Annotated in this window: 25 protein-coding genes and 1 tRNA gene; 20 read left to right on the top strand and 6 right to left on the bottom strand. The window is 68.8% G+C overall.

Annotated elements, in window-relative coordinates; all coding sequences use genetic code 11:
* The 4 genes from QN357_RS19570 to QN357_RS09005 form a co-directional block, all read left to right on the top strand.
* Positions 1-1,257: ATP-binding cassette domain-containing protein (locus QN357_RS19570; protein WP_416347612.1), on the top strand; the 1,257-nt coding region annotated here is incomplete at its 5' end.
* The gene (locus QN357_RS09015; RefSeq protein WP_134561743.1) at positions 1,233-2,810 is read left to right on the top strand and encodes a hypothetical protein; all 1,578 of its coding nucleotides are present in this window, start codon (positions 1,233-1,235) and stop codon (positions 2,808-2,810) included. The genes QN357_RS19570 and QN357_RS09015, both read left to right, overlap by 25 nt.
* A gap of 7 nt (positions 2,811-2,817) precedes the next feature.
* The gene (locus QN357_RS09010; RefSeq protein ID WP_134445819.1) at positions 2,818-3,300 is read left to right on the top strand and encodes a DNA alkylation repair protein; all 483 of its coding nucleotides are present in this window, start codon (positions 2,818-2,820) and stop codon (positions 3,298-3,300) included.
* A 20-nt stretch (positions 3,301-3,320) separates the two neighbouring features.
* Entirely contained in the window at positions 3,321-3,614 is a 294-nt protein-coding gene (locus QN357_RS09005; RefSeq protein WP_322135441.1) for a DUF3039 domain-containing protein, read from the top strand.
* Positions 3,615-3,651: 37 nt separating this feature from the next.
* Here the strand turns inward: QN357_RS09005 and QN357_RS09000 are convergent, their stop codons facing one another.
* Positions 3,652-4,980 carry a nicotinate phosphoribosyltransferase gene (locus tag QN357_RS09000; protein WP_134445817.1) on the bottom strand — a complete coding sequence of 443 codons (1,329 nt, stop codon included), beginning with the start codon at positions 4,978-4,980 and terminating at the stop codon, positions 3,652-3,654.
* 93 nt (positions 4,981-5,073) lie between these two features.
* Positions 5,074-6,306, bottom strand: coding sequence for a beta-ketoacyl-[acyl-carrier-protein] synthase family protein (locus tag QN357_RS08995; RefSeq protein ID WP_134445816.1), 1,233 nt, complete (start codon positions 6,304-6,306; stop codon positions 5,074-5,076).
* A gap of 167 nt (positions 6,307-6,473) precedes the next feature.
* Here QN357_RS08995 and murI point away from each other — a divergent pair, with 167 nt between their 5' ends.
* The 4 genes from murI to QN357_RS08975 all read left to right on the top strand — a co-directional run bounded on the left by murI (position 6,474) and on the right by QN357_RS08975 (position 9,768).
* Positions 6,474-7,388, top strand: a complete 915-nt coding sequence (murI, locus tag QN357_RS08990; RefSeq protein ID WP_322140904.1) for a glutamate racemase — start codon at positions 6,474-6,476, stop codon at positions 7,386-7,388.
* Complete coding sequence (gene rph, locus QN357_RS08985; protein WP_134445814.1) at positions 7,385-8,119, top strand: ribonuclease PH; 735 nt, start codon at positions 7,385-7,387, stop codon at positions 8,117-8,119. Before murI ends, rph begins: the two co-directional genes overlap by 4 nt.
* A gap of 3 nt (positions 8,120-8,122) precedes the next feature.
* On the top strand, positions 8,123-8,725 hold the full coding sequence (gene rdgB / locus QN357_RS08980) for an RdgB/HAM1 family non-canonical purine NTP pyrophosphatase (RefSeq protein ID WP_134445813.1): 603 nt from the start codon (positions 8,123-8,125) through the stop codon (positions 8,723-8,725).
* A 119-nt stretch (positions 8,726-8,844) separates the two neighbouring features.
* Complete coding sequence (locus QN357_RS08975; RefSeq protein ID WP_134445812.1) at positions 8,845-9,768, top strand: cation diffusion facilitator family transporter; 924 nt, start codon at positions 8,845-8,847, stop codon at positions 9,766-9,768.
* 170 nt (positions 9,769-9,938) lie between these two features.
* On the opposite strand, the gene QN357_RS08970 is transcribed toward QN357_RS08975, so the two are convergent.
* The 4 genes from QN357_RS08970 to QN357_RS08955 form a co-directional block, all read right to left on the bottom strand.
* Positions 9,939-10,694 carry a DedA family protein gene (locus QN357_RS08970; protein WP_166790663.1) on the bottom strand — a complete coding sequence of 252 codons (756 nt, stop codon included), beginning with the start codon at positions 10,692-10,694 and terminating at the stop codon, positions 9,939-9,941.
* Positions 10,695-10,793: 99 nt separating this feature from the next.
* The gene (locus QN357_RS08965) at positions 10,794-11,495 is read right to left on the bottom strand and encodes a DedA family protein (RefSeq protein WP_134445811.1); all 702 of its coding nucleotides are present in this window, start codon (positions 11,493-11,495) and stop codon (positions 10,794-10,796) included.
* A 1-nt stretch (position 11,496) separates the two neighbouring features.
* Positions 11,497-11,578: transfer RNA gene (locus QN357_RS08960), tRNA-Leu, on the bottom strand.
* 32 nt (positions 11,579-11,610) lie between these two features.
* On the bottom strand, positions 11,611-12,576 hold the full coding sequence (locus QN357_RS08955) for a LysR family transcriptional regulator (RefSeq protein ID WP_134445810.1): 966 nt from the start codon (positions 12,574-12,576) through the stop codon (positions 11,611-11,613).
* Positions 12,577-12,677: 101 nt separating this feature from the next.
* Here QN357_RS08955 and QN357_RS08950 point away from each other — a divergent pair, with 101 nt between their 5' ends.
* From QN357_RS08950 to QN357_RS08895, 12 genes are all read left to right on the top strand, one after another.
* Positions 12,678-14,081, top strand: a complete 1,404-nt coding sequence (locus QN357_RS08950) for an MFS transporter (RefSeq protein WP_134445809.1) — start codon at positions 12,678-12,680, stop codon at positions 14,079-14,081.
* A 2-nt stretch (positions 14,082-14,083) separates the two neighbouring features.
* On the top strand, positions 14,084-14,848 hold the full coding sequence (locus tag QN357_RS08945; RefSeq protein WP_134445808.1) for a 3-hydroxybutyrate dehydrogenase: 765 nt from the start codon (positions 14,084-14,086) through the stop codon (positions 14,846-14,848).
* Between the two features lie 90 nt (positions 14,849-14,938).
* Positions 14,939-16,168: a CpaF family protein gene (locus QN357_RS08940; protein ID WP_134559451.1), complete on the top strand. Its 1,230-nt coding sequence runs from the start codon at positions 14,939-14,941 to the stop codon at positions 16,166-16,168.
* Entirely contained in the window at positions 16,165-17,073 is a 909-nt protein-coding gene (locus tag QN357_RS08935; RefSeq protein WP_134559450.1) for a type II secretion system F family protein, read from the top strand. Before QN357_RS08940 ends, QN357_RS08935 begins: the two co-directional genes overlap by 4 nt.
* Positions 17,061-18,008: a type II secretion system F family protein gene (locus QN357_RS08930; protein WP_323504782.1), complete on the top strand. Its 948-nt coding sequence runs from the start codon at positions 17,061-17,063 to the stop codon at positions 18,006-18,008. The genes QN357_RS08935 and QN357_RS08930 overlap by 13 nt, the downstream gene beginning before the upstream one ends.
* Positions 18,009-18,107: 99 nt before the next feature.
* The gene (locus QN357_RS08925) at positions 18,108-18,293 is read left to right on the top strand and encodes a hypothetical protein (RefSeq protein WP_134447281.1); all 186 of its coding nucleotides are present in this window, start codon (positions 18,108-18,110) and stop codon (positions 18,291-18,293) included.
* Positions 18,294-18,349: 56 nt separating this feature from the next.
* Positions 18,350-18,742, top strand: a complete 393-nt coding sequence (locus QN357_RS08920; protein ID WP_134559449.1) for a TadE/TadG family type IV pilus assembly protein — start codon at positions 18,350-18,352, stop codon at positions 18,740-18,742.
* Between the two features lie 106 nt (positions 18,743-18,848).
* Complete coding sequence (locus QN357_RS08915) at positions 18,849-19,244, top strand: hypothetical protein (protein ID WP_322135488.1); 396 nt, start codon at positions 18,849-18,851, stop codon at positions 19,242-19,244.
* On the top strand, positions 19,241-19,738 hold the full coding sequence (locus tag QN357_RS08910; protein WP_134561739.1) for a pilus assembly protein TadG-related protein: 498 nt from the start codon (positions 19,241-19,243) through the stop codon (positions 19,736-19,738). The genes QN357_RS08915 and QN357_RS08910 overlap by 4 nt, the downstream gene beginning before the upstream one ends.
* Before the next feature lie 73 nt (positions 19,739-19,811).
* Positions 19,812-20,456, top strand: a complete 645-nt coding sequence (locus tag QN357_RS08905) for a phosphoribosyltransferase (RefSeq protein ID WP_134559447.1) — start codon at positions 19,812-19,814, stop codon at positions 20,454-20,456.
* 80 nt (positions 20,457-20,536) lie between these two features.
* Entirely contained in the window at positions 20,537-21,421 is an 885-nt protein-coding gene (locus QN357_RS08900) for an EamA family transporter (RefSeq protein WP_134559445.1), read from the top strand.
* Between the two features lie 59 nt (positions 21,422-21,480).
* Positions 21,481-21,975: a metalloregulator ArsR/SmtB family transcription factor gene (locus QN357_RS08895; protein ID WP_322140899.1), complete on the top strand. Its 495-nt coding sequence runs from the start codon at positions 21,481-21,483 to the stop codon at positions 21,973-21,975.
* The last annotated feature ends 62 nt before the right edge of the window (positions 21,976-22,037 follow it).

The raw sequence follows: 22,037 nt of genomic DNA, 5'->3' as shown, positions 1-22,037 counted from the left end.
ACCAAGGTCATGCCGGTACCGGCACCGGTTCGTGCTGGTGAGCCGATTGCCCCATCCGTTCCGGAACCGGGACTCGTCGCTGTCCCTGAGCCGATCGACGCTCCGGAGCCCGACCCCGGGCCCGTCGTCGCCGCAGCACCCGTGCCGATCGTCGCGAAGGCGGCAGGGTCCTCGACTCTCGACGAGCCGGCGACCGTCACCGAGCCCGCAACCGAGCCTGACGCGGAGCCCGTCACCGATCTCCCCAGTGAGCCCGAAACTGAGCCCGTCACCGAGTCGGAAACCGAACTCGTGCCCGAGACAGAAACCGAGCCCGAAACCGTGCACTCGGTGGAGCCGCAGGCCCCGCCCGTGCCGGAGCTCGTGTCCGAACCGGAACCGGAACCAGAACCCGAGCCGGAACCCGAACCGGAACCGGAGCCAGAGCCAGAGGTCGAGCCTGCCGAGCCGGCTGCCGCGAACCTCGCCATCGCTCCCGGTGCCCGTACCGCACCCGCCCCTGTCGTCCTCTCTGTCACGGCCCTGCGTAAGTCTTTCGGAAGCACGCTCGCCGTCTCCGGAATCAACCTCGAGGTCCGCACCGGCTCCTTCTACGGCATCGTCGGCCCGAACGGTGCGGGCAAGACCACGACCCTCTCCATGGTCACCGGCCTCCTCCGTCCGGACGACGGTTCGATCGAGGTCCACGGCATCGACGTCTGGAGCGACCCGGTCGCCGCGAAGCGCGTCATCGGGGTGCTGCCGGACCGACTGCGTCTCTTCGACCGCCTGACCGGCGCCCAGCTGCTCTACTACGCCGGCGTGCTCCGCGGGCTCGACGGGGCGACCGTCCGGAAACGATCCGCCGACCTCGCCGTTGCGTTCGGACTCGAGGACGCACTCAACCGACTGGTCGCCGATTACTCGGCGGGCATGACCAAGAAGATCGCCCTGGCCTGCGCGATGATCCACTCGCCGCGCCTGCTCGTTCTCGACGAACCGTTCGAATCCGTCGACCCGGTCTCGGCAGTCAACGTGACCGAGATCCTGCAGAAGTACGTTGCAAGTGGCGGCACCGTCGTCCTCTCGAGCCACAGCATGGACCTGATCCAGCGGGTCTGCGATCACGTCGCGATCATCGTCAACGGCAAGGTCCTCGCGGCCGGCACTGTCGACGAGGTGCGTGGCGGGCAGACCCTCGAAGAACGATTCATCGAACTCGCCGGAGGGCGAAAAGTGGCGGAGGGGATGGAATGGTTGCACAGTTTCTCGGACTGAAGCTCCGGCTCTTCGGCAATCTCTTCCGGCGGAGCCCCTGGCAGGTCGTCGGCATCGTGATCGGACTGCTCTATGGGCTCGCGGTCGCGGCCGGGATCTTCGCCCTGCTTGTCGGCCTGCGCTTCGTCGACGACGGCGTCGGTTCGATCCGTGACGGCATCGTGGTCGCCGGCTCGCTCGTCGTGCTCGGCTTCCTGCTGATTCCGCTCATGACGGGCATCGACGACAGCATGGACCCCCGCAAGTTCGCGGTCATGGGCATCCCCAACCGGCAACTGTCGCTGGGGCTTGCCGTGTCCGCACTGATCGGCGTCCCCGCAATCGTGCTCACGATCGTGCTGCTCGGCACCATCGTGACCTGGTCGCGCGGACCCGGTGAGACCGTGTTCGCCGTCCTGTCCGCGGCGCTCCTCCTTGCCACCTGCATGCTCGGCTCCCGGGTCAGTACGTCCATTGCTTCGTTCCTGCTGGCCACTCGCCGCGCGCGGGAGATCGCCGGAATCGTCGGCGTTCTCCTGCTCGTCATGTTCGCTCCCGTCACCGTGCTCGTGGTCAACCTCGACTGGAGTCTCTACGGCACGGGCTTCATCGGCGGCCTCAGCAGTATCCTCGGCTGGACTCCGCTCGGGGCGGCCTGGTCGGCGCCCGGCGATGCGGCAGGTGGGGACTGGGGTGCTGCACTCCTCAAGCTGCTCGAGGCCGCGGCATTCCTGCTCGTCCTCTGGGTCGCCTGGCAAGCGCTCGTGAGCCGGATGCTCGTCTCACCCGGCAGGGAAGCCGTCGCCAAGGAGTACGGCGGCCTCGGCTGGTTCGACCGCCTGCCGAACAATGCCGCGGGCGCCATTGCCGCACGAAGCCTGACCTACTGGCGCAGGGACCCCCGCTACGGCATGTCCCTCGTGATGATCCCGGTGATCCCGGTGCTCGTCGTTCTCCCGCTCGCGTTCGCCGGGGTTCCGGTCCAGGCCCTCGCGCTCCTGCCGGTGCCGCTGATGTGCATCTTCCTCGGCTGGGCGCTTCACAACGACGTCGCGTTCGACCACACCGCGATCTGGCTGCACGTCGTCTCCGGCACCCGGGGCATGGCCGACCGGATGGGCCGGCTCGTTCCCGCGTTCCTGGTCGGAATCCCACTGATCGGCATCGGCTCGTGCATCAGCGTCGCCGTGTACGGCGACTGGGGCGCGTTCCCCGCCGTGCTCGGCGTGAGCACCTGCATCCTGCTGACCGGACTCGGTTTCTCGAGCTACAGCTCGGCGCGCTTCCCCTACCCGGCATCCAAGCCAGGCGACAGTCCGTTCACGCAGCCGCAAGCCTCCGACACCGCGGCAGCGCTGATCCAGTCCGTGACCCTCGTCGGATCGGTCATCCTCTCGCTCCCGGCGATCGGGTTCGCGGTCCTCGGCCTCTTTGTCGATCCGGTCTGGCTGCTGCCGTCCCTCGCGAGCGGTGTCGTCGTCGGCCTGCTCACCCTTTGGGGCGGCATCTGGCTCGGGGGCCGAACGTTCGACGCCCGCGGACCCGAGATGCTCGCCTCGGCGCTGCGCGCCTGACCCGTCGGTGAGCGCCGCCTGCGAGTTCGTCGATACCACCCTGCGCAACGAGGGGGACGAATACCGGGCCCAGGCGGAGAAGACCAGACTCGGAAGCGACCTGGACTTCTACGGGGCGACGATCGGGGCGATCCGGGGCACGATCCGGGACGCTGCCCGGCGGTACCCGGGGCTGACGCATGACGAGGTCACGGCGCTCAGCACAGAGCTGTGGGACGTTCCCGTCTTCGAGCGCCGGTTCGCCGCCGTCGTCCTGCTGCAGTCGAACGTCGCACTGCTGACCAACACCGATCTCACCCGGATCGAAGGCTTCCTCCGCGACGCCCGGCTGGCCGCGCTCGCGGATCCGCTCGCCCGCGATGTCACCCGCCCCCTCGTCGGACGGCTCTCCGGACTCCCTCGCACCAGGGCGGATGCCGCCATCGAGCGCTGGGCGCGCGACCAGGACCCGTGGCTCCGCCGCACCGCCGCCCTCGTGAGGGAAGCCTGACGCTGCCTAGACTAGGACCCATGATCAGAATCATTCGCGCCAGTATCGCCGAACCGGGCAACCCCGGCCAGCCGGGCGGCGGTACGTCCACGCTCGACCGCGAGCTCGAGGAACTGCTCAACACCGAGCAGATGGAACCGGGCGACCACGAGCGGTTCTCCCACTACGTACCCAAAGACAAGATCCTCGAGAGCGCCATCTCCGGCAAGCCGGTCAAGGCACTGTGCGGGAAGATGTGGATTCCCGGTCGCGACCCGGAGAAGTTCCCGATCTGCCCGACCTGTAAAGAGATCTACGACACGATGAAGAAGTAGCGGTTCCGCAGACCCCTTCCGGTCTACCCGTACCTGTCTAACCCTGCTCGTAGATCGTCGGGATGACGGGCTCCCCGCGGCCGAGGCGGAAAGCCTCGATCGGCAGCTCACGCATCACAGAGGCATGGTGCAGTCTCGCGCGTTCCGTGCCGGCCGCCCCGAGGTGGCTTTCGTCGATCACGCCGTCTGTGACGAGCGGGACGAGCAGTACCCGGTCCCGCCCGGATTCCTCCGCGGGCTCCGTCGTGTCTGCGGGGTCGCCGCCGAGCAGGACGACCTCGGCGCGGGCCGTTCCGCTCGCGTCGAGACGTCGAACGGCCCGCTTGAGGCCCCCGACCGAGACCTTGGCCGCGGATGTCTTCGCGACAGACACCCACTCGCCGGCGTCGTTCCGGTGCGCGACGAGCTTGTAGACCATCCCGGCGGCGGGGGCACCAGAACCCGTGACGAGGGAGGTGCCGACGCCGAACGCGTCGACGGGAGACGCCGACAGTGCGGCGATCGAATACTCGTCGAGGTCGCTTGTCACCGTGATGTGGGTGTTGACCGCGCCGAGCGAGTCGAGCTGGGCGCGCGCGCCGGCGACGACGGTCGGGAGGTCCCCTGAGTCGATCCGGATCGAACCGAGCCCTGTCCCGGCGACCGCGACGGCCCTGTCGATTCCGGCCTGGATGTTGTAGGTGTCGACGAGCAGGGTCGTCGAGGAGCCGAACGCCGCCACCTGGGCTTCGAAGGCATCCGCTTCGCTGTCGTGCAGGAGCGTGAAGGAATGGGCCGCCGTACCCATCGTGGGGATGCCCCAGCTGCGCCCGGCCTCGAGATTGCTCGTGGACGCGAACCCGGCGATGTACGCCGCGCGGGCGGCGGCGACGGCGGCGTACTCGCTCGTGCGGCGCGAGCCCATCTCGGCGATCGGCCGGCCGAGGCTCACCGAGACCATGCGCGCGGCCGCGCTAGCGACGGCGCTGTCGTAGTTGAGCACGCTCAACACCAGGGTTTCGAGCACGACGGCGTCGGCGAAGCTGCCCTCGACGGAGAACAGGGGAGAGCCGGGGAAGTACGCCTCGCCCTCCTGGTAGCCCCAGATATTGCCGCGGAAGGCGTAGTCGGCGAGCCAGTCGAGGGTGGGCGTGCGCACGACGTGGTTGTCGCGCAGCCAGGTGAGCTCGGCATCCGTGAATCGGAAGTCCCGGATGAGCTCGAGCAGGCGCCCCGTGCCCGCGACGATGCCGTAGCGGCGCCCATCCGGCAGCCGCCGGGCGAACGCCTCGAAGAGGCACTCCCGGTCTGCGGTGCCGCTCTGGATGGCGGCGTCCACCATGGTGAGCTCGTATCGGTCGGTGCGGAACGCGGAGGATTCAGTCACGCGGCCAGCCTATTCCTCCGGCGGGGTTGCCCCAGCGGACGGGCCGCGGCCGGCGTTCCCAGCCTGCCCCGGCCGCGCCGGGTCATACTCTCCCTACAGCGCGCCGAACGCGACGATGCAGTTCTGGCCGCCGAAGCCAAAGGCGTTCGCGAGGGCGTAGCGCACGGGCCGCTCACGGGCCACGAGCGGCACGTAGTCGAGCGTGCAGTCGGGGTCCGGCGTCGTGTAGTTGATCGTCGGGGGGATGATGCCCGTCTTGATGCTCAGCGCACAGAGCAGTCCGGACAACGCCCCGGCCGCACCGATCATGTGGCCGGTCATCGACTTGGGCGCCGTGACGGCGATGCGGTCGGCGGCGTGCCCGAGCGCCCGCCGGATCGCGGAGGTCTCGGCGCGGTCGTTGGCCTGCGTCGAGGTGCCGTGCGCGCAGATCACGTCGATGTCGCTCGGGTTGAGCTTCGCCTTCGTGAGCGCCTTCGTCATCGCGGCGCTCGCGTACTGTCCGGTGGGGTCAGGGGCGACGATGCTGAAGCCGTCGCTCGTGAGCGCCCCGCCGAGCACCTCGGCGTAGACCTTCGCTCCGCGTGCCCTGGCGTGGGAGAGGAGTTCCATCACGAAGATGACGGCGCCCTCGCCGAAGACGAGTCCGCTCCGGTCGGCGTCGAAGGGGCGGCTTGCCTCGGCGGGCGAGTCGTTGTGGGTGGATGCCGCGTGCATCGCATTGAGGCCGGCGAACATCACCGGGGTGATCGCCGCTTCGACGCCACCGGCGATGACGACGTCCGCGTCGCCCATCATTAGCATCGTGCGTGCCTCGAGGAGGGCGTATGCGCCGCTCGCACAGGCGAGCGCGCTCGCGTTGACCGGGCCGTGCACGCCGAGGTCGATCGCGACCTCGCATGCGGCCATGTTGAGCAGGGAGGAGGGTACGAAGCGCGGCGGGATCCGGCGTGAGCCGCCCGAGTTGACGAGTTCCGTCGCCTCCTGGATCTCTGCATATCCCGAGACGGCGCTGTTGACGACGACGGCGGTGTCGATGCCTTCCATGGATTCGCCGAACCCGGCGTCCTGGACGGCTTCGCGTGCCGCGGCGATGGCGAGTTGTGATGCGCGTGTGGCGCGCTTGGCCTGCTTGAACGGCATCCGCTCTGAGGCGATGAAGTTCTTGACCTCGCCCGCGATGCGGGTGGGCAATCCGGAGGGGTCGAACTGGGTGATGCGTGCGACGCCGCTGCGACCGTTCGTGAGGCCGGACCAGGTCTCCCGCCAGGTGTTGCCCAGGGGCGTGAGAGCGCCCAACCCGGTGATTACGACTCGGTCAATCATGACGATCATCTCCTCGACGGCGAATCTGACGCCGTCCTGCGCGGCGACCGTCGGTTGGCGGGAACCCTCTTTCGAGTGTAGTTACGGCCATATTCCCGGCGTGGTACACGCGGGCGCCCGCACGGCCTCGGAGCCTCGGTCAGCCGGGCCGACTAAGCTCGATTGTCGTGACGGATGCACCCATAGGAATTTTCGATTCTGGCGTCGGCGGTTTGACCGTCGCTCGGGCGATCAAGGACCAGCTGCCCAACGAGTCGATTCTGTACATCGGAGACACGGCCAATTCGCCGTACGGGCCGAAGAAGATCGCCGACGTCCGCGGCTTCGCACTCAAGGTTCTCGACGACCTCGTGGCCCAGGACGTGAAGATGCTGGTAATTGCCTGCAACACCGCGTCGGCCGCTGTGCTCCGAGATGCGCGGGAGCGTTACAGCGTCCCGGTGGTCGAGGTCATCCAGCCCGCCGTGCGACGCGCGGTCGGCACGACCCGCAACAACAGGGTCGGTGTGATCGGCACGATCGGCACCGTGAATTCACGGGCATACGAGGACGCCTTCGCGGCAGCGACGAACATCAGGCTTTTCACCAGGGCCTGCCCCCGATTCGTCGAATTCGTCGAAGCCGGGGTCACGACCGGCGACGAGGTGCTCGCCGTCGCCGAGGAATACCTCGCCCCCCTGCGCGCTGCGGACATCGACACCCTCGTGCTGGGCTGTACGCACTACCCGTTCCTGCGCGGCGCGATCTCGTACGTGATGGGCGACGCCGTGTCAATCGTCTCGAGCGACACCGAAACCGCCAACGACGTCTACCGGATCCTCGTCGGGCAGGGCCTCGCCCGCACCGAGAAGGCACCTCCGAGTTACCGCTACGAGGCGACGGGCAACAGCGCCGATGACTTCCTCGACCTCGCCCATCGCCTGGCCGGCCCGGAGGTCTCGAACGTCGACCTGGTCGAGACCGGTGTCTTCAGTCTCAGCGAGCTCGTCGAGTTCGCAGCAACCCACCCTAATTCCGAGCACAACCACGCAGCGTCCCTCCTCCACCCGAGGGATGCCCGGCACACCAAGGAGACCTCATGACCGACATCGTGCGCGCAGACGGACGGGCCATCGACGAACTAAGGCCGGTCACGATCGAACGCGGCTGGAGCGACCAGGCCGAAGGGTCCGCGCTCATCTCCTGCGGACGCACGAAGGTGCTCTGCACCGCGTCGTTCACCAACGGTGTCCCGCGCTGGATGAGCGGCAAGGGCAAGGGCTGGGTCACCGCGGAATACGCGATGCTCCCGCGTTCCACGAACGAGCGGATGGCCCGCGAGGCGGTCAAGGGCAAGATCGGCGGCCGAACGCACGAGATCAGCCGTCTTGTCGGCCGCAGCCTCCGAGCGGTCGTCGATATGAAGGCGCTCGGCGAGAACACCATCGTGATCGACTGCGATGTGCTCCAGGCCGACGGCGGCACCCGTACCGCCGCGATCACCGGAGCCTACGTCGCACTCTTCGACGCGCTCGAGTGGGGTCGGCAGCAGAAGTTCATCGGCCAGAAGGCGCAGCCCCTCACCGACAGCGTCGCCGCGATTTCCGTCGGCATCATCAAAGGCGTTCCCATGCTCGACCTCGCATATACCGAGGACTCGAGTGCCGAGACAGACATGAACGTCGTCGTCACCGGCCGGGGCTCCTTCGTCGAGGTGCAGGGCACGGCGGAGGGCGCCCCCTTCGATCGTGCGGAGCTGAACTCACTGCTCGACCTCGCCCTCGCAGGGACCGTCACCCTGACCGAACTGCAGAACGCCGCCCTCGGGCGCTGACGGATGGGCGCTGACACCATGCGGCTCGTACTGGCCACCCACAACGCGCACAAGGTCGACGAGTTGCGCCGCATTCTCGCGCCGCAGCTCCCGGGGGTCGACGTGCTCGCGTACGACGGCCCTGAACCCGTCGAAGACGGAACGACCTTCGCCGAGAACGCCCTCATCAAGGCTCGTGCAGCCGCGGCACACACCGGCCTGCCCGCCATCGCGGACGACTCGGGTATCTGCGTCGACATCCTCGGCGGCGCGCCGGGCATCTTCTCCGCACGCTGGTCGGGCCCGGCCAGGGATTCCGGCGAGAACCTGCGCCTGCTGCTCTGGCAGCTCGGGGACGTGCCGGAGGAACACCGCACCGCGCATTTCACCTGCGTCGCCGCCCTGGCGCTGCCGGACGGCACCGAACGGGTCGTGACGGGGGAGTGGCCCGGCCGGATCCTGACCGAGGCCGCGGGGGCCGGCGGCTTCGGGTACGACCCGATCTTTCTCCCGGACGGTTATGCGATCTCGGCGGCGGAGCTGACGGCATCCGTCAAGAATCGCGACAGCCACCGGGCGCGCGCCTTCGACGGGCTCGTCCCCGTACTGCGGGAGCTGCTCGGCTGATCCGGCACCGGCACCGGTCTCGATACCGGCGGAGGCGCCGCTCAAGCCCTGATAACGGCTCTCATTCCCAACTGGGCGCTGAACTGGCGACGCGCCCCGGCACCGCCTAGCGTGGAGGCATGGGCCACGATCACGCGCACGGGCACGGGCAGGCATCCGCCACCAATCGCACCCGGTTGTCCTTCGCGATCGGGATCGTCGCCCTCGTGCTCCTCGTCGAGGTCGCAGGGGCCTGGCTGACCGGGTCGCTTGCCCTGCTCGCTGATGCCGGGCACATGTTCTCGGACCTGGCCGGCCTGATCATCGCCCTCATCGCCACCGTCGTGGCCGCCCGGCCGGCCACGGACCGGCAGACGTTCGGCTACCAGCGCGCCGAAGTGTTCGGCGCGCTCATCAATGGGCTGATCCTGCTCGGCGTCGCCGTGTCCGTCGTGATCGGCGCGGTTTCCCGGCTGCTCGGGCCCGGCGAGGGCCACGTTCAGGCCGGACCGATGCTCTGGGTCGCCGTGATCGGCCTCGTCGCGAACATCGGCGCGCTGCTCCTGCTGCGCCCTGCTGCCGGCTCCTCGATCAACATGCGTGGCGCCTACCTCGAGGTACTCGGAGACACTCTCGGCTCCGTCGCGGTCATCGTCGCGGCCGGGGTCATCCTCACCACCGGTTTCGAGCAGGCGGACTCGATTGCGTCCCTGCTGATCGCGGCCATGATCGTGCCCCGCAGCTTCACCCTGCTCAGAGACGTCGTACGGGTGCTCAGCGAATCGGTGCCCGTCGACACCGACGTCGCAGAGATCCGCAGGCACCTCATCGAAACGCCGGGGGTCGCAGCGGTGCACGACGTGCACGTCTGGGCGATCACGTCCGGCGCGCACGTGTTCAGTGCGCACGTCGTCGTCGAACCCGCCGTGCTGCAGTCCGGCGGCTCAGGGGCGCTGCTCGACGCCCTCTCGGAGTGCCTCAGCACCCACTTCGATGTCGAGCACTCCACGTTCCAGCTCGAGCCGGCCGAGCATGCCGATCACGAGGACTTCCCGCACCGCTGACCCCGACCTCCCGCTTCCTCTCCCCGCGCGCGACTCAAAGACGTCCGTGCCTGTTCCGAATTCAGGAGTTGAGGCCCGGAACCGGGATCAACGCACTCCTGAAGCGGTTCAGCCGGGCTCAGCTCCTGAATTCGGAACGCAGCGCGCGCTGGAGTCCGCGATGGGGAGTGTTAGTCGTCGTGCTTGGGGTGGCCGGTGAAGACATCCGCGTCGAGGACGAGGCTGCCGGTGTCGGTCGTCGCCGGCGCGGCCGCGGCGAGCGCCTTGGCCTTCTTCGCCTTGCGCGAGGACTGCACGTAGTGGAACGCGGTGGGGATGAGCGTGCCGAGCACGGCCGCGATCAGGATCAGGTCGATGTAGTGCGTGACGAAGTCGGCGACCGGCGGGATGTACCCCAGGAAGTACCCCCCGAAGGTGAGGCCGGCGCCCCAGATCATGGCGCCGACGAGGTTGTACAGGGAATACTTGCGGTAATTCATGTGGCCGACGCCCGCGGCGACGGGTGCGAACGTGCGCACGATCGGCACGAAGCGTGCGATGATCACGGCGAAGCCGCCGAAGCGTTCGAAGAAACCGTTGGTGCGCTGCACGTTCTCGACGCTGAACAGTCCGGATTCCTTGCGTTCGAAGACGCGCGGGCCGAGCTTGTGACCGATCAGGTAGCCGACCTCGCCGCCGAGGAACGCCGCGAAGCCGATGGCGAGGGCGACCCACCAGATGTTGATGTGGATGACGCCCGCGAAGGTGAGGAGGCCGGTGATGACGAGGAGGGTGTCGCCGGGCAGCAGGAAGCCGACGAGAAGGCCGGTTTCGGCGAAGATGATCGCGCACACTCCGAGCAGGGCCCATGGACCGAACCCGTCGATGAGGTTTACCGGGTCAAGCCACGGGATGAGTCCGGCGTGGTTGAGAGCAGTGTTGAGCACGAAGATGACTCCAGTCGGTGGTGGCCATGGCGACCGCACGGTGATGAGCAGGGATGGTCTGTTACAGGCTAGCGCTAAAGGGAGGGTGGAACCCGTGAATTACCCGGCCGCGGGGTCGTCGGCCGGGGTATCGGCCGGGCCGTCTGGTCGGCCGCCGCCGGCCGCGTCCCGGCGGTTCTCGGCGCGGTCGGCGAGCCAGGTGCGGCCTCCGAAGAAGATGGATGCCGCGATGAAGACCCCGGCGATGACGTACGCGGCGCTCTTCACGCCGGGCAGGCTCGCCGCGAAGTATCCCGTCAGGGTGAGCCCGACGCCCCAGGCGAGTGCGCCGACGAGGTTACTGGAGAGGAACCGGTAGTAGTTCATCCGGCCGACCCCTGCGATGACGGGCACGAAGACGCGCGCCCAGGGCATGAACCGGGCGATCACGACCGACCACCAGCCGTACTTGCGGTAGAAGGCCTCGGTCTTCACGATGGCAGCGCGGGTGCGACGGCCACCGCGGCGATCGAGGTAGCCGCGGCCGAAATGCCTCCCGAGTAGGAATCCGACCTGGTCGCCGAGGAATGCGGCGATTCCGGTTCCGATCATCAGCACGACGATGTCCACGTTCGCCGCCGATGCCGCGACGAGCCCGGACCCGAACAGGAGCGAATCCCCGGTGATGAACGGGATGAAGACTCCGAGGAATACCGCGGTCCCGGCGAAGACGAGGGCCCAGACGAGCAGGTAGAACACGATGACGCCCGTGTTCGCGAGCACATCGGTCAGTTGGCCGTCGAGGGCCGATGTGCTCATCATGTGCGGGAGAGGGGACTTGAACCCCCACGCTCGAAAGCACAGGAACCTAAATCCTGCGTGTCTGCCAATTTCACCACTCCCGCTTGTGCCGTTCCAGTGTAGCCAGATCGTCTGGTCAGCCTGCCCCTCCGCGGCCCTGCAGGGCGTGGGTGAACGCCGCGGTTCGGGCACGGAGGGCGTCGACGACGGCGGCGACGGCGGGCTGGTGCAGGGACTCGGCGCGGAGCACCATCCAGTACGGCAGTTCCTCGTTGAACTTGTCCGGCAGGAGGCGCACGAGGTCCGGGTGCTGGTCGGCCATGAAACACGGCAGGAAACCGATCCCTGCTCCCGCCCTGGTCGCTTCGACGTGCACGAACACGTTGGTCGAACTCAGTGAGGGGCGCATCGACGGCACCTGCCGCCTGGGGGCATCGAGGTCGTCGACGAGCAGCATCGAATCGACGAAGTAGACGAGCGGATGCTCGGTGAGCTCTGCAACGCTCACGGGCGTGCCGTTCTCGGCCAGGTAGTCCCGCGACGCATACATGCCCAGGACATAGTGCCCGAGCAGGATCGCGTCGGCCCGGTGCACCTGAGGCTCTCCGACGACGACCTCGATATCGAGTCCCGACCGGTGCTGGAGCGCGCGCCGCGTCACCGTGACGATCTCGACCCGCAGGCCGGGATGCCGGCGCTGCAGCGCGGCGACCGCCGGCGTTGCGATGTACGCGCTGAAGCCATCCGTCGCCGAGAGCCGCACGACGCCGGAGAGCTGAGCGGCCTGCCCGGGAGGGCCGCCGAGCAGGGAGACGGCGGCCTCGACGTTTTCCGCGGCGTTGACCGCGCGGGAGCCGAGTTCCGTGAGCTCCCAGCCGCCGACCGTGCGGGACAGCACCCGGCCGTCGAGCGCCTTCTCGAGGGCTGCAATGCGGCGCGAGACCGTGGTGTGATTGAGGCCGAGGCTTTCCGCCGCGGTCACGAAACGGCCGCTGCGTGCGACCGCGAGCAGCACGAGAAGGTCGTCGGCGTTCGGCGGCAGGGTGGGGCGGGGTCCGGTCATATCTGCAATTATGCACACACGGAGTTCGGAAGTGGTCATGGCCGCAGAGCCGACGGGCGGCGATACTCGGTGGAGCCAGGGCGGCGACCCGCCCCCGGCATCCAGCGACAGTGTCAGCGAAGACACCGAAGGAGACAGACATGAGCGTCAACGAACGCATCACTGCCGACAGCCCCGGAGGCGCGGGATCCCGCGACAACCGGGAAGAAACCTCCGGCCTCAGGAAGATCGTGGCCGCCTCGATGGTCGGCACGGTCGTCGAATGGTACGAATTCTTCCTCTATGCGACCGCGGCGAGCCTCGTCTTCGGCAAGTTCTTCTTCCCGAACGCGGGCAGCGAACTCGACGGGATCATCGCCGCGTTCCTCACCTACGCGGTGGGCTTCATCGCCCGGCCGCTCGGAGGCATCGTCTTCGGCCAGATCGGCGATCGCCTGGGCCGCAAGCACACCCTGCAGGTCACGATCATCCTCGTCGGGGCCGCGACCTTCCTGATGGGCTGCCTGCCCGGCTACAACACGATCGGATACTGGGCGCCCGCGCTGCTCGTTGCACTCCGCTTCATCCAGGGCTTCGCCGTCGGCGGGGAATGGGGCGGCGCCGTGCTGCTCGTCGCGGAGCACAGCCCGGACAAGTCCCGCGGCTTCTGGGCGAGCTGGCCGCAGGCCGCCGTCCCGGTCGGCAACCTGCTCGCGACCCTCGTGCTGCTCACCATGTCGTGGATCCTGCCTGCGGAGCAATTCCTCGGCTGGGGCTGGCGGGTCGCCTTCTGGCTGTCCGCGATCATCGTGGTGATCGGCTACTACATCCGCACCCATGTCAGCGAAGCGCCGATCTTCCTCGAGGCCCGCGCCCAGGTCGAGGCCGAGAAGGCCATCAGCTACGGCGTGATGGAGGTCGTCCGCAAGTACCCGCGCGGCATCCTCGGTGCGATGGGGCTGCGGTTCGCCGAGAACATCCTCTACTACACGATCGTGAGCTTCTCGATCGTTTACCTCGTCACGGTGCACAAGTACAACACCAGCCAGTTGCTCCTGGCCCTGCTGATCGCCCACGTCGTGCACTTCCTCGTGATCCCGCAGGTCGGCAGGCTCTCCGACCGCTTCGGCCGCAAACCGATCTACCTCACCGGCGCGATTCTCGGGGCCAGCTGGGCGTTCTTCGCCTTCCCGATGTTCGACACCCTCAACCCGGTCGTCATCGTCGCCGCGATCACGATCGGGCTGTGCTTCCACGCCTTCATGTACGCCGGGCAGCCGGCGATCATGGCCGAGATGTTCCCGACCCGGATGCGGTACTCCGGCGTCTCCCTCGGCTACCAGGTCACGTCGATCCTCGCCGGCTCGCTCGCGCCCATCATCGCGACGGCGCTGCTCCAGCAGTACAAGTCCTGGCTGCCGGTCGCGTTCTACCTCGTGATCGCGTGTGCGATCACGGTCGTCGCCGTTGTGACGCTCAAGGAGACCAACGGCATCTCGCTCCGCGACGTCGACGCGGCGGATGCCGCCAGGCACGGCCTCGAACCGGCCCCGACGCTGCGTTGACCGTGGAACAGTCCCTCGCAGGGAGGCGCGCCCTCGTCACCGGGGGAGCGAGCGGCATCGGCGAGGCCGTCGTGCGCTCCCTCGCTGCCCGCGGAGCCCACGTCACGGTCGCCGACATCGACGCGGCGAGTGCTTCGGTGCTCGCCGCGGAGGTTCACGGTTCGACGTGGGTCGTCAACCTCGCCGACACTCCGGCCCTGACGGACGCCCGGCTCGCGGACGTGCTCGGCGACGTGGACATCCTCGTGAACAACGCGGGGATCCAGCGCATCAACCCGATCCCCGACTTCGACCCCGCCGACTTCCGGCTGATCCTCGCCCTCATGCTCGAGGCCCCGTTCCTGCTGATCCGGGCGGCGCTCCCTGGGATGTACAAACGCGGTTTCGGACGGGTGGTCAATGTCACCTCGGTGCACGGCATCCGTGCGTCGCCGTTCAAGGCCGCATACGTCTCGGCGAAGCACGGGCTCGAGGGGCTCTCGAAGGTGACCGCCCTCGAGGGCGGTGACCACGGTGTCACGAGCAACTGTGTGAGTCCCGGCTACGTGCGCACGCCGATGGTCGAGAAGCAGATCGCCGACCAGGCCGTCGTGCACGGCATCCCCGAGTCGGAGGTGCTCAGTCGGATCATGCTCACCGAGAGCGCGGTCAAGCGCCTCGTCGAACCGGCGGAGGTCGGCTCGCTCGTGGCGTGGCTCGCCTCGACGGACGCGGCGATGGTCACCGGCTCGAGCTACGGCATGGACGGCGGCTGGTCGGCCCGCTGATCCGACTGGCCCATTCCGGTGTGCGGCCCGGACGGCGGATGCCTGTGGATAACTTCAACGGGGATCCGGCCGTCCGGGCACACTGTGCGCATGAGCGAGGCCGTGCGCATCATCACCGAGCAGGTGCGCTCACGGGTGCGCCGTGACGGCGTCGACCTCGCCTCCGACGAGAACCTCGCCGAGCGATACGTGCGCGCCGAGCTCCAGCGCTACAGTGAGCGGGCGCTCGGCGGGGCGCATCCGCTCATCTCCGACGAGCATCAGGCGGCCAGGGAAGTCGTCGCTTCGCTGACCGGGTTCGGGGCGCTCCAGCCGCTCCTCGACGATCCGGAGATCGAGGAGATCTGGATCAATGGACCGTCCCTGGTGTTCGTCGCTCGGGACGGCGTACCCGAACTCACCGACATGGTCCTCACCGCACGGGAGGTGCGCGACCTCGTCGAACGGATGCTGCAGGCCTCCGGCCGTCGTGTCGACCTGAGTTCACCGTTCGTCGACGCCTCCCTGCCGGATGGTTCGCGGCTTCACGTCGTGATTCCCGACATCACGCGGGAGTGGTCGGTCAACATCCGGAAGTTCACCCGGCGCATCCGCGACCTGAACCAGCTCGTCGGCCTCGGCTCGCTCACCCAGCAGGCCTCGGAGTTCCTGCGGATGTGCGTGCTCGCCGGACAGAACATCCTCGTGTCGGGAGCCACCCAGACCGGGAAGACCACGATGCTGAACGCCCTGCTGTCGGCGACCCGGCGCAACGAACGGATCGTGACGGTCGAGGAGACCTTCGAACTCGACCTGTCCGCCCGCGACGTCGTGTCGATGCAGTGCCGACAGCCGAGCCTCGAGGGTCGTGGCGAGATCACCTTGCGGCGACTGATCAAGGAGTCATTGCGGATGCGCCCCGACCGCCTCGTCGTCGGCGAGGTTCGCGAGGCCGAGAGCCTCGACCTCCTGATCGCCCTCAACAGCGGCCTGCCGGGGATGTGCTCCATCCACGCGAACAGTGCGAGGGACGCCCTCGCCAAGCTCTGCACGCTGCCGTTGCTCGCGGGGCGCAACATCGATTCCGCGTTCGTGCTGCCGACCGTCGCCGGGTGCATCGACATCGTCGTGCACTGCGAGATCGACCGGCACGGGCGCCGGCGGGTGACGGAGATCCTCGCGGTCAGCGGACGGCTCGCCGGCACCGTGATCGAGGCGAGCCCGATCTTCCTCGCCGACCGGGGCGGGCTCACGCCGACGGGCGGCCACCCCGGCAAGCTGGCCAAGTTCCGGGCGGTGGGGCTCGACCCCGCGATCGTGTTGCGGGCGGACCGCGCATGAGGCTCGCGCTGGGCTGCCTCCTCGGCGCCGGCCTGCTGCTCATGGCCGCGCCCTTCCTCTGGCCGCGGCGCCGGGTGGCGGCGGGCGCACAGGATTCACCCCCGAGCCCGGCTGACGGCGCAAGCGGACGGCCCCAGCCGCGCGGCCCTGCGACCTTGCGCGGGTCCCTCGCCCTTGCCGGCCTCGGCTCGCTGCCGCTCCCGGCGTTCACGGCGATTTCGCTCCTGCTGGGCCTGGCCTGCGCTGCCCTCGCCCAGGCGTTGATCGGAGTCAGGGTGCTCGCCCTTGTCGCCGGCGTTGTCGGCACCCTGGTGCCGATGACGATCGTGCTGTGGCGGGCCCGCGAGCGGCGGCGCTCGCACCGTACGGTCTGGCCGGACGTCGTCGACCACCTGGTTTCGGGCGTGCGCTCCGGCCTCGCCCTGCCCGACAGCATCAGCACGCTCGCCGAATCCGGGCCGGTGCCGACGAGGGCCGCCTTCGCCGACTTCGCCCGCGACTACCGCGCGACCGGGAGTTTCGGTTACTCCGTCGACCGGCTCAAGGCCGGCCTTGCCGATCCGGTGGCCGACCGCATTCTGGAGACCCTGCGGATGGCCAGGGAGGTCGGGGGAAGTGACCTCACCCTCGTGCTCCGTGACCTCGCGGCCTGGCTGCGGCAGGATGCCGCGATTCGGGCGGAGGTGGAAGCCCGGCAGTCGTGGGTCGTCAACGCCGCAAGGCTCGGCGTCGCCGCACCCTGGATCGTGCTCCTGTTGTTGTCCTCCCGGCCGGAGGGAGCGGTCGCATACAACACCGGCAGCGGGGTTGCCGTGATCGTCTCCGGACTTGTGGTGTCGGTGATCGCATACCGCCTGATGGTCTTCATCGGCCGCCTGCCCGAGGAACGCCGGTGGTTCCGGTGAGCGCCCCGCTCGCGTGGGGTGTGTTCTTCGGCGCGGTGCTCGGTATCGGGCTCTGGTCGCTCGTGAGCGTCTTCCCCCGGCTCAGCCGGCCCCGGCTGGCCGACCGGTTGGCCCCGTACATCCTGGACGTGTCGCCGGAGGCCCGCGCGTTCGTCGGGCGCACCACCGTCGATCCGATCCCGGTGCTCGGCACCCTGTTCATGCCGGTCTTCGGCCGGCTTCGACGCGGACTCGCGGCTCTCCTCGGCGGTTCCGACACCGTCGAACGGCGTCTCCGGCAATCGGGGTACCGGCGCAGCCTCGACGAGTTCCGCTCCCAGCAGCTCGTCTGCGCACTCCTGTCCCTGGCCGCCGGCCTCGTCGCGGTCGTGTTCGTCCCCGCCCTGCACGCCCTCCCGGTGCTGGCGGCTGCCGCGATCCCCGTGCTCGTCGGGCTCGGCGGTGCCTTGCTCTGGGATGGGCTCCTGCGCCGAGCCGCACACAGCCGACTCACGAGGATGCGTGCCGAGCTGCCGACCATTCTCGAGTTCCTCACCCTGTCCCTGTCGGCCGGGGAAGGCATCCTCGATGCATTGGCCAGGGTGTCCCGCACGAGCGCGGGGGAGCTGTCCCGCGAATTCGCCGGCGTCGTCGCCGAGGTGCACTCCGGGATCCCGCTCGTCGAGGCCCTCCAGTCACTCGCCAGGTCCCTGCAACTGACGGCGCTGACCCGCTTCGTCGACCAGGTCGGCGGTGCACTCGACCGCGGCACCCCGCTCGCCGAGGTGCTGCGCGCCCAGGCGCAGGACGCCCGCGAGGAGACCAAGCGCGAGCTCCTCGAGGTCGCGGGGAAGAAAGAGGTCGCGATGCTCGTTCCGCTCGTATTCCTGATCCTCCCCATGACAATCCTGTTCGCGATCTTCCCCGGCCTTTTCATCCTGCAGGCCGGTTTCTGACCGTGCCGGCCTCGACCGCATATATGGACCGCACCCTGGCACCCTCACCACCTGCACGACAAGCACCGACACGACGACCACCGAGAAGAGGAGACGAACATGCATACCCTGACGCGGCGCATCCGCAGGCAGTGGACGGCGAGGCACGACGACACCGGGGACGTGCCCGGCTGGGTCCTGATCACGCTGATGACCGCCGGGCTGGTGATCGTGATCTGGGGTCTCGCCGGGCCGGCGCTGAGCGGCATCTTCCAACAGGCGATCAACCGGGTGAGCGGACTCTGACGGGTTCGGCCCGCCCGGCGCACGGCGTCGCGCCGCAGACCGGCGGTCGGCGAGGGATGCTGCGCCTCGATTTCGGTGCCGACCGCGGCTCCTCGCCGGCCGAGTTCGTGCTCGTCGCGGCACTGCTGACGGTGCTGACCCTGACCGTGCTTCAACTCGCACTCGCGCTGCACGTGCGCAACACCGTGCTCGATGCCGCCGCCGAGGGCGCACGTTACGGTTCGCTCGCCGACACCGGCCTCGATGCCGGCACCGCGCGCACCCGGGACCTGATCGTGGCCGCGCTCGGTCCCGCCTTCGCGACCGACGTGACCGCGACCTACGCGAGTGACAGAGGCTTCCCAACCGTGCGGATGCGGGTGGTCGCCCCGCTTCCGCTGCTCGGGTTGCTCGGCCCCGATCGGAGCCTGGAGGTGATCGGGCGTGCCGTCGTCGAAGGCTCGGACTGAGGCAGACGCCACCCGTCATTCAGCCCCCGCCGGTTTTGTGAAACGAATCTCCCGCCGACTGCGCTCTGACCACGGGTCAGCGTCCCTCGAATTCATCACGACGGGCATGATTCTCCTTGTGCCGCTCGTCTACCTCGTGCTCGCCATGTCCGTGCTTCAGGGCGGCGCGCTCGCCGTGGAGGGCGCCGCCCGGCAGGCCGCCCGGGTCTATGTGCGCGCGCCGAGCGAGGCAGTCGCGGCGGAGCGCGCTCAGCGCGCGGTCGACTTCGCCCTCGCCGACTACGGCCTTCCGGCCGGGGACGCGCAGGTGTCGATCGACTGCGCGGCCGCGGCCGGCGGATGCCTGAAACGCCGCACCGCAGTGACGGTCACCGTGCGCCTGCGGGTGTCCCTGCCCCTTGTACCGGACGTGCCTGGGCTGGCCGGGACGGCGAGCGTGCCCCTCGAGTCGAACGCGACCCAGACCGTGTCCCGATTCTGGCAGCCGGGGACCGGACCATGACCGTGCGACCACGACGCCGGGCGCCCGAGGTGCGAGCCGCCGACAGGCCGGACGACCTGTCGGACGACACCGGTTCCACCCTCCTGCTCACCATCTTCTACGGCTTTCTCGCGCTCGTCGTGATCCTCCTGGTCGTGGCCGCATCGTCCCTCTACCTCGAGCGGAAACGCCTGCTCACCCTCGCGGACGGTGCCGCGCTCGCCGCAGCTGAGGCGTACACCCTGGACGCGGTCACCATCGCCCCGGATGGTTCGGCGGTCCCGCTGCGCACCGAACTCGATTCCGGTGCGGTACGCACGGCAGCGGATGCCTACCTCGCGGCGGCCCCGCACCCCACCCTCGAGGAACTGGTCGTGAGCCGGGCGGCATCCGCAGACGGTCAGAGTGCGACGGTGTCCCTGAGTGCGTACTGGCGCCCGCCCATCCTCACCCTCGTGCTGCCGGCGGGTGTTCCCCTCGAGGTGTCGGCCGTCGCCCGCTCGGTCTTCCGGTAGAGGCGCACGCGGGGCTACTCTCCACAGTGAACCGGGAGAGTCCGGGAGGAACCGGGAGGAACCGGGAGGCCCCATGTTCACCGATCGCCGCGACGCCGGCCGCTTGCTCGCCGAGCTCGTCGCCGAGCTGGACCTCACCGACCCCGTCGTCTATGCGCTGCCACGCGGCGGAGTGCCGGTCGCCCTCGAGGTCGCCCGGCGCCTGCACGCTCCCCTCGACCTGATCCTCGTGCGCAAGCTCGGTGCACCCGGATTCCCCGAGGTCGCGATGGGCGCCGTCGTGGACGGGGCAGACGCCCAGATGATCGTCAACGAGGACGTCTTCGTCGAGACCGGGGCCGACGCCGCGGGACTCGGCCGGGCCAGGCGCCGGGAGCTCACCGAGATCGAGCGGCGGCGCGCCGCCTATCTCGGAGACCGTCCCCGGGTGAACCCAGACGGACGGGTCGTCGTGGTCGTGGACGACGGGCTGGCCACGGGAGCGACGGCCAAGGCGGCCCTCGCCGCAGTGAAGCGCCAGGGCGCCGCCCGTATCGTCCTTGCGGTGCCCGTCGCCCCGGCCGATGTCGTCGAGGAGATGCGCGGGCTCGCGGACGACGTCGTCGTGGTGCAGACCCCCGAGCAGTTCTGGGCGATCGGCCAGTTCTACGTCGACTTCCACCAGCTCTCCGATGACGAAACGGTCACACTCCTGGCCGAGGCGTGGGCCGGGCCTTGAACCGTCCCGTCACCCGCTAGCCTCGAATTCGAGCGCGATCCGCGCGGCACGACATCGTGAACGAGACAGGGGCGCCCGGCGTGACGGCGAAATCCAAACGGCTGGCGGGGGCCGGTGCCCAGCTCGTCACCGAGGTCAGCATCAACTACGGCTCCTCGCTCGCCGGACTCGCGATCCCGATCGTCGGTTCCCCCGTCGTCGTCGCGGCCAGGCAGATCGTGATGGCCTGCGCGGTCCTGCCGTTCTACCGACCGAAGCTGTCGACCCTGACGTGGCGGCTGCTCTGGCCCGCGCTCCTTCTCGGACTTGACCTCGCCGTGATGAACCTCGCCTTCTACGAGGCGGTGCACCTGCTCGGGCTCGGCATTGCTGCGACGATCGAATTCCTGGGCCCGTTCTCCCTCGCCCTCTTCACCTCGCGGCGACCGCTCGACTTCATCTGCGCGACCACGGCGGCCGGGGGAGTCTTCCTGCTGACCTGGTCCTCCGGAGAGATCAACCTGCTCGGCCTGTTCTACGCCCTCGTCGCGGCGGCGGCGTGGGCCGGGTACATCCTGCTGACCCGACGGGTCGCCGTGACCTTCCCCGGCCTCGAGGGCATCTCGGTCGCGAGCGTCGTCAGTCTCACCCTGCTCGTGCCGTTTGCGCTCCTCACCGTCGACTACACCCGGCTCGACTGGGGTGTGCTCGGGCTGCTGCTCGCGATCGGGGTGCTCTCCTCTGCATTCCCGTACGTGCTCGACACGTACATCCTGCGCCGGATCACCCCGCGGCTCTACGCGATCATCACGAGCTTCGGACCGGTCATCGCGGCGATATTCGGTGTGCTCGTGCTCGGGGAAACTCTGCTGCTCCAGCAGCAGATCGCGATCGTCGTGGTCTGCGTGGCCGCGGGCGCCGCGATCGCGACCCAGCGCGACCGCCCGATCTCCGACCTGGAGGCGACAGCGGGCGCCATTCCCTAGCCAGGAAGTGTCTCGTATATGCGTTTGAGGCTTATATAAGCCGAGTACATACTGAATGCATGCACATCTTGGACTTGCAAACCGCCTTCGATGTCCTCGTCGACGGGAACCGCCGCGCGATTCTCGCCGAATTGCGACTCGGCGACCGCAGCACCGGCCAACTCGCGGCGCACCTGGGCCTCAGCCAGCCCGGAACCTCCCGGCACCTGCGCGCGCTGCGCGAGGCGGGCTTTGTCGCGGTGGAGCCTCGCGCCCAGCAACGCATCTACTCGCTCGCGCCCACAGTGTTCGACGATCTCGACGCCTGGTTGCAGGGGTACCGCCGGGCTGCGGCGGGGGAGAGTGATCCGCTGGCCGATTCGGTGCCGGCGACACGTGCAGCGGATGCCGACCCGAGCGGCGCGCAGGCTGCCTCCTTCCCTTCTGCGGTCCCGTCCGCTTCGCTACAGCCGGCGAAGTCCCCGAAGCCAGCGAAGTCCCACAAGAAATCCGCAAAGTCGAAGGCCGGGAAGTCTCGGAAGCCGGCGAAGTCGGGCGGTTCACGGAAGTCCTGAGCCCCCACCGGGCCGGCAAGGTCGAACGCGGGTGTTCCGCCGCTCCGCGGGTGGTGCACCAG

Source organism: Cryobacterium sp. RTC2.1, assembly GCF_035018685.1.
Classification (GTDB): Bacteria; Actinomycetota; Actinomycetes; order Actinomycetales; family Microbacteriaceae; genus Cryobacterium; species Cryobacterium glucosi.
The sequence above is the reverse complement of the archived record's forward strand: the minus strand, read 5'-3'. Positions and strand labels throughout refer to the sequence as shown.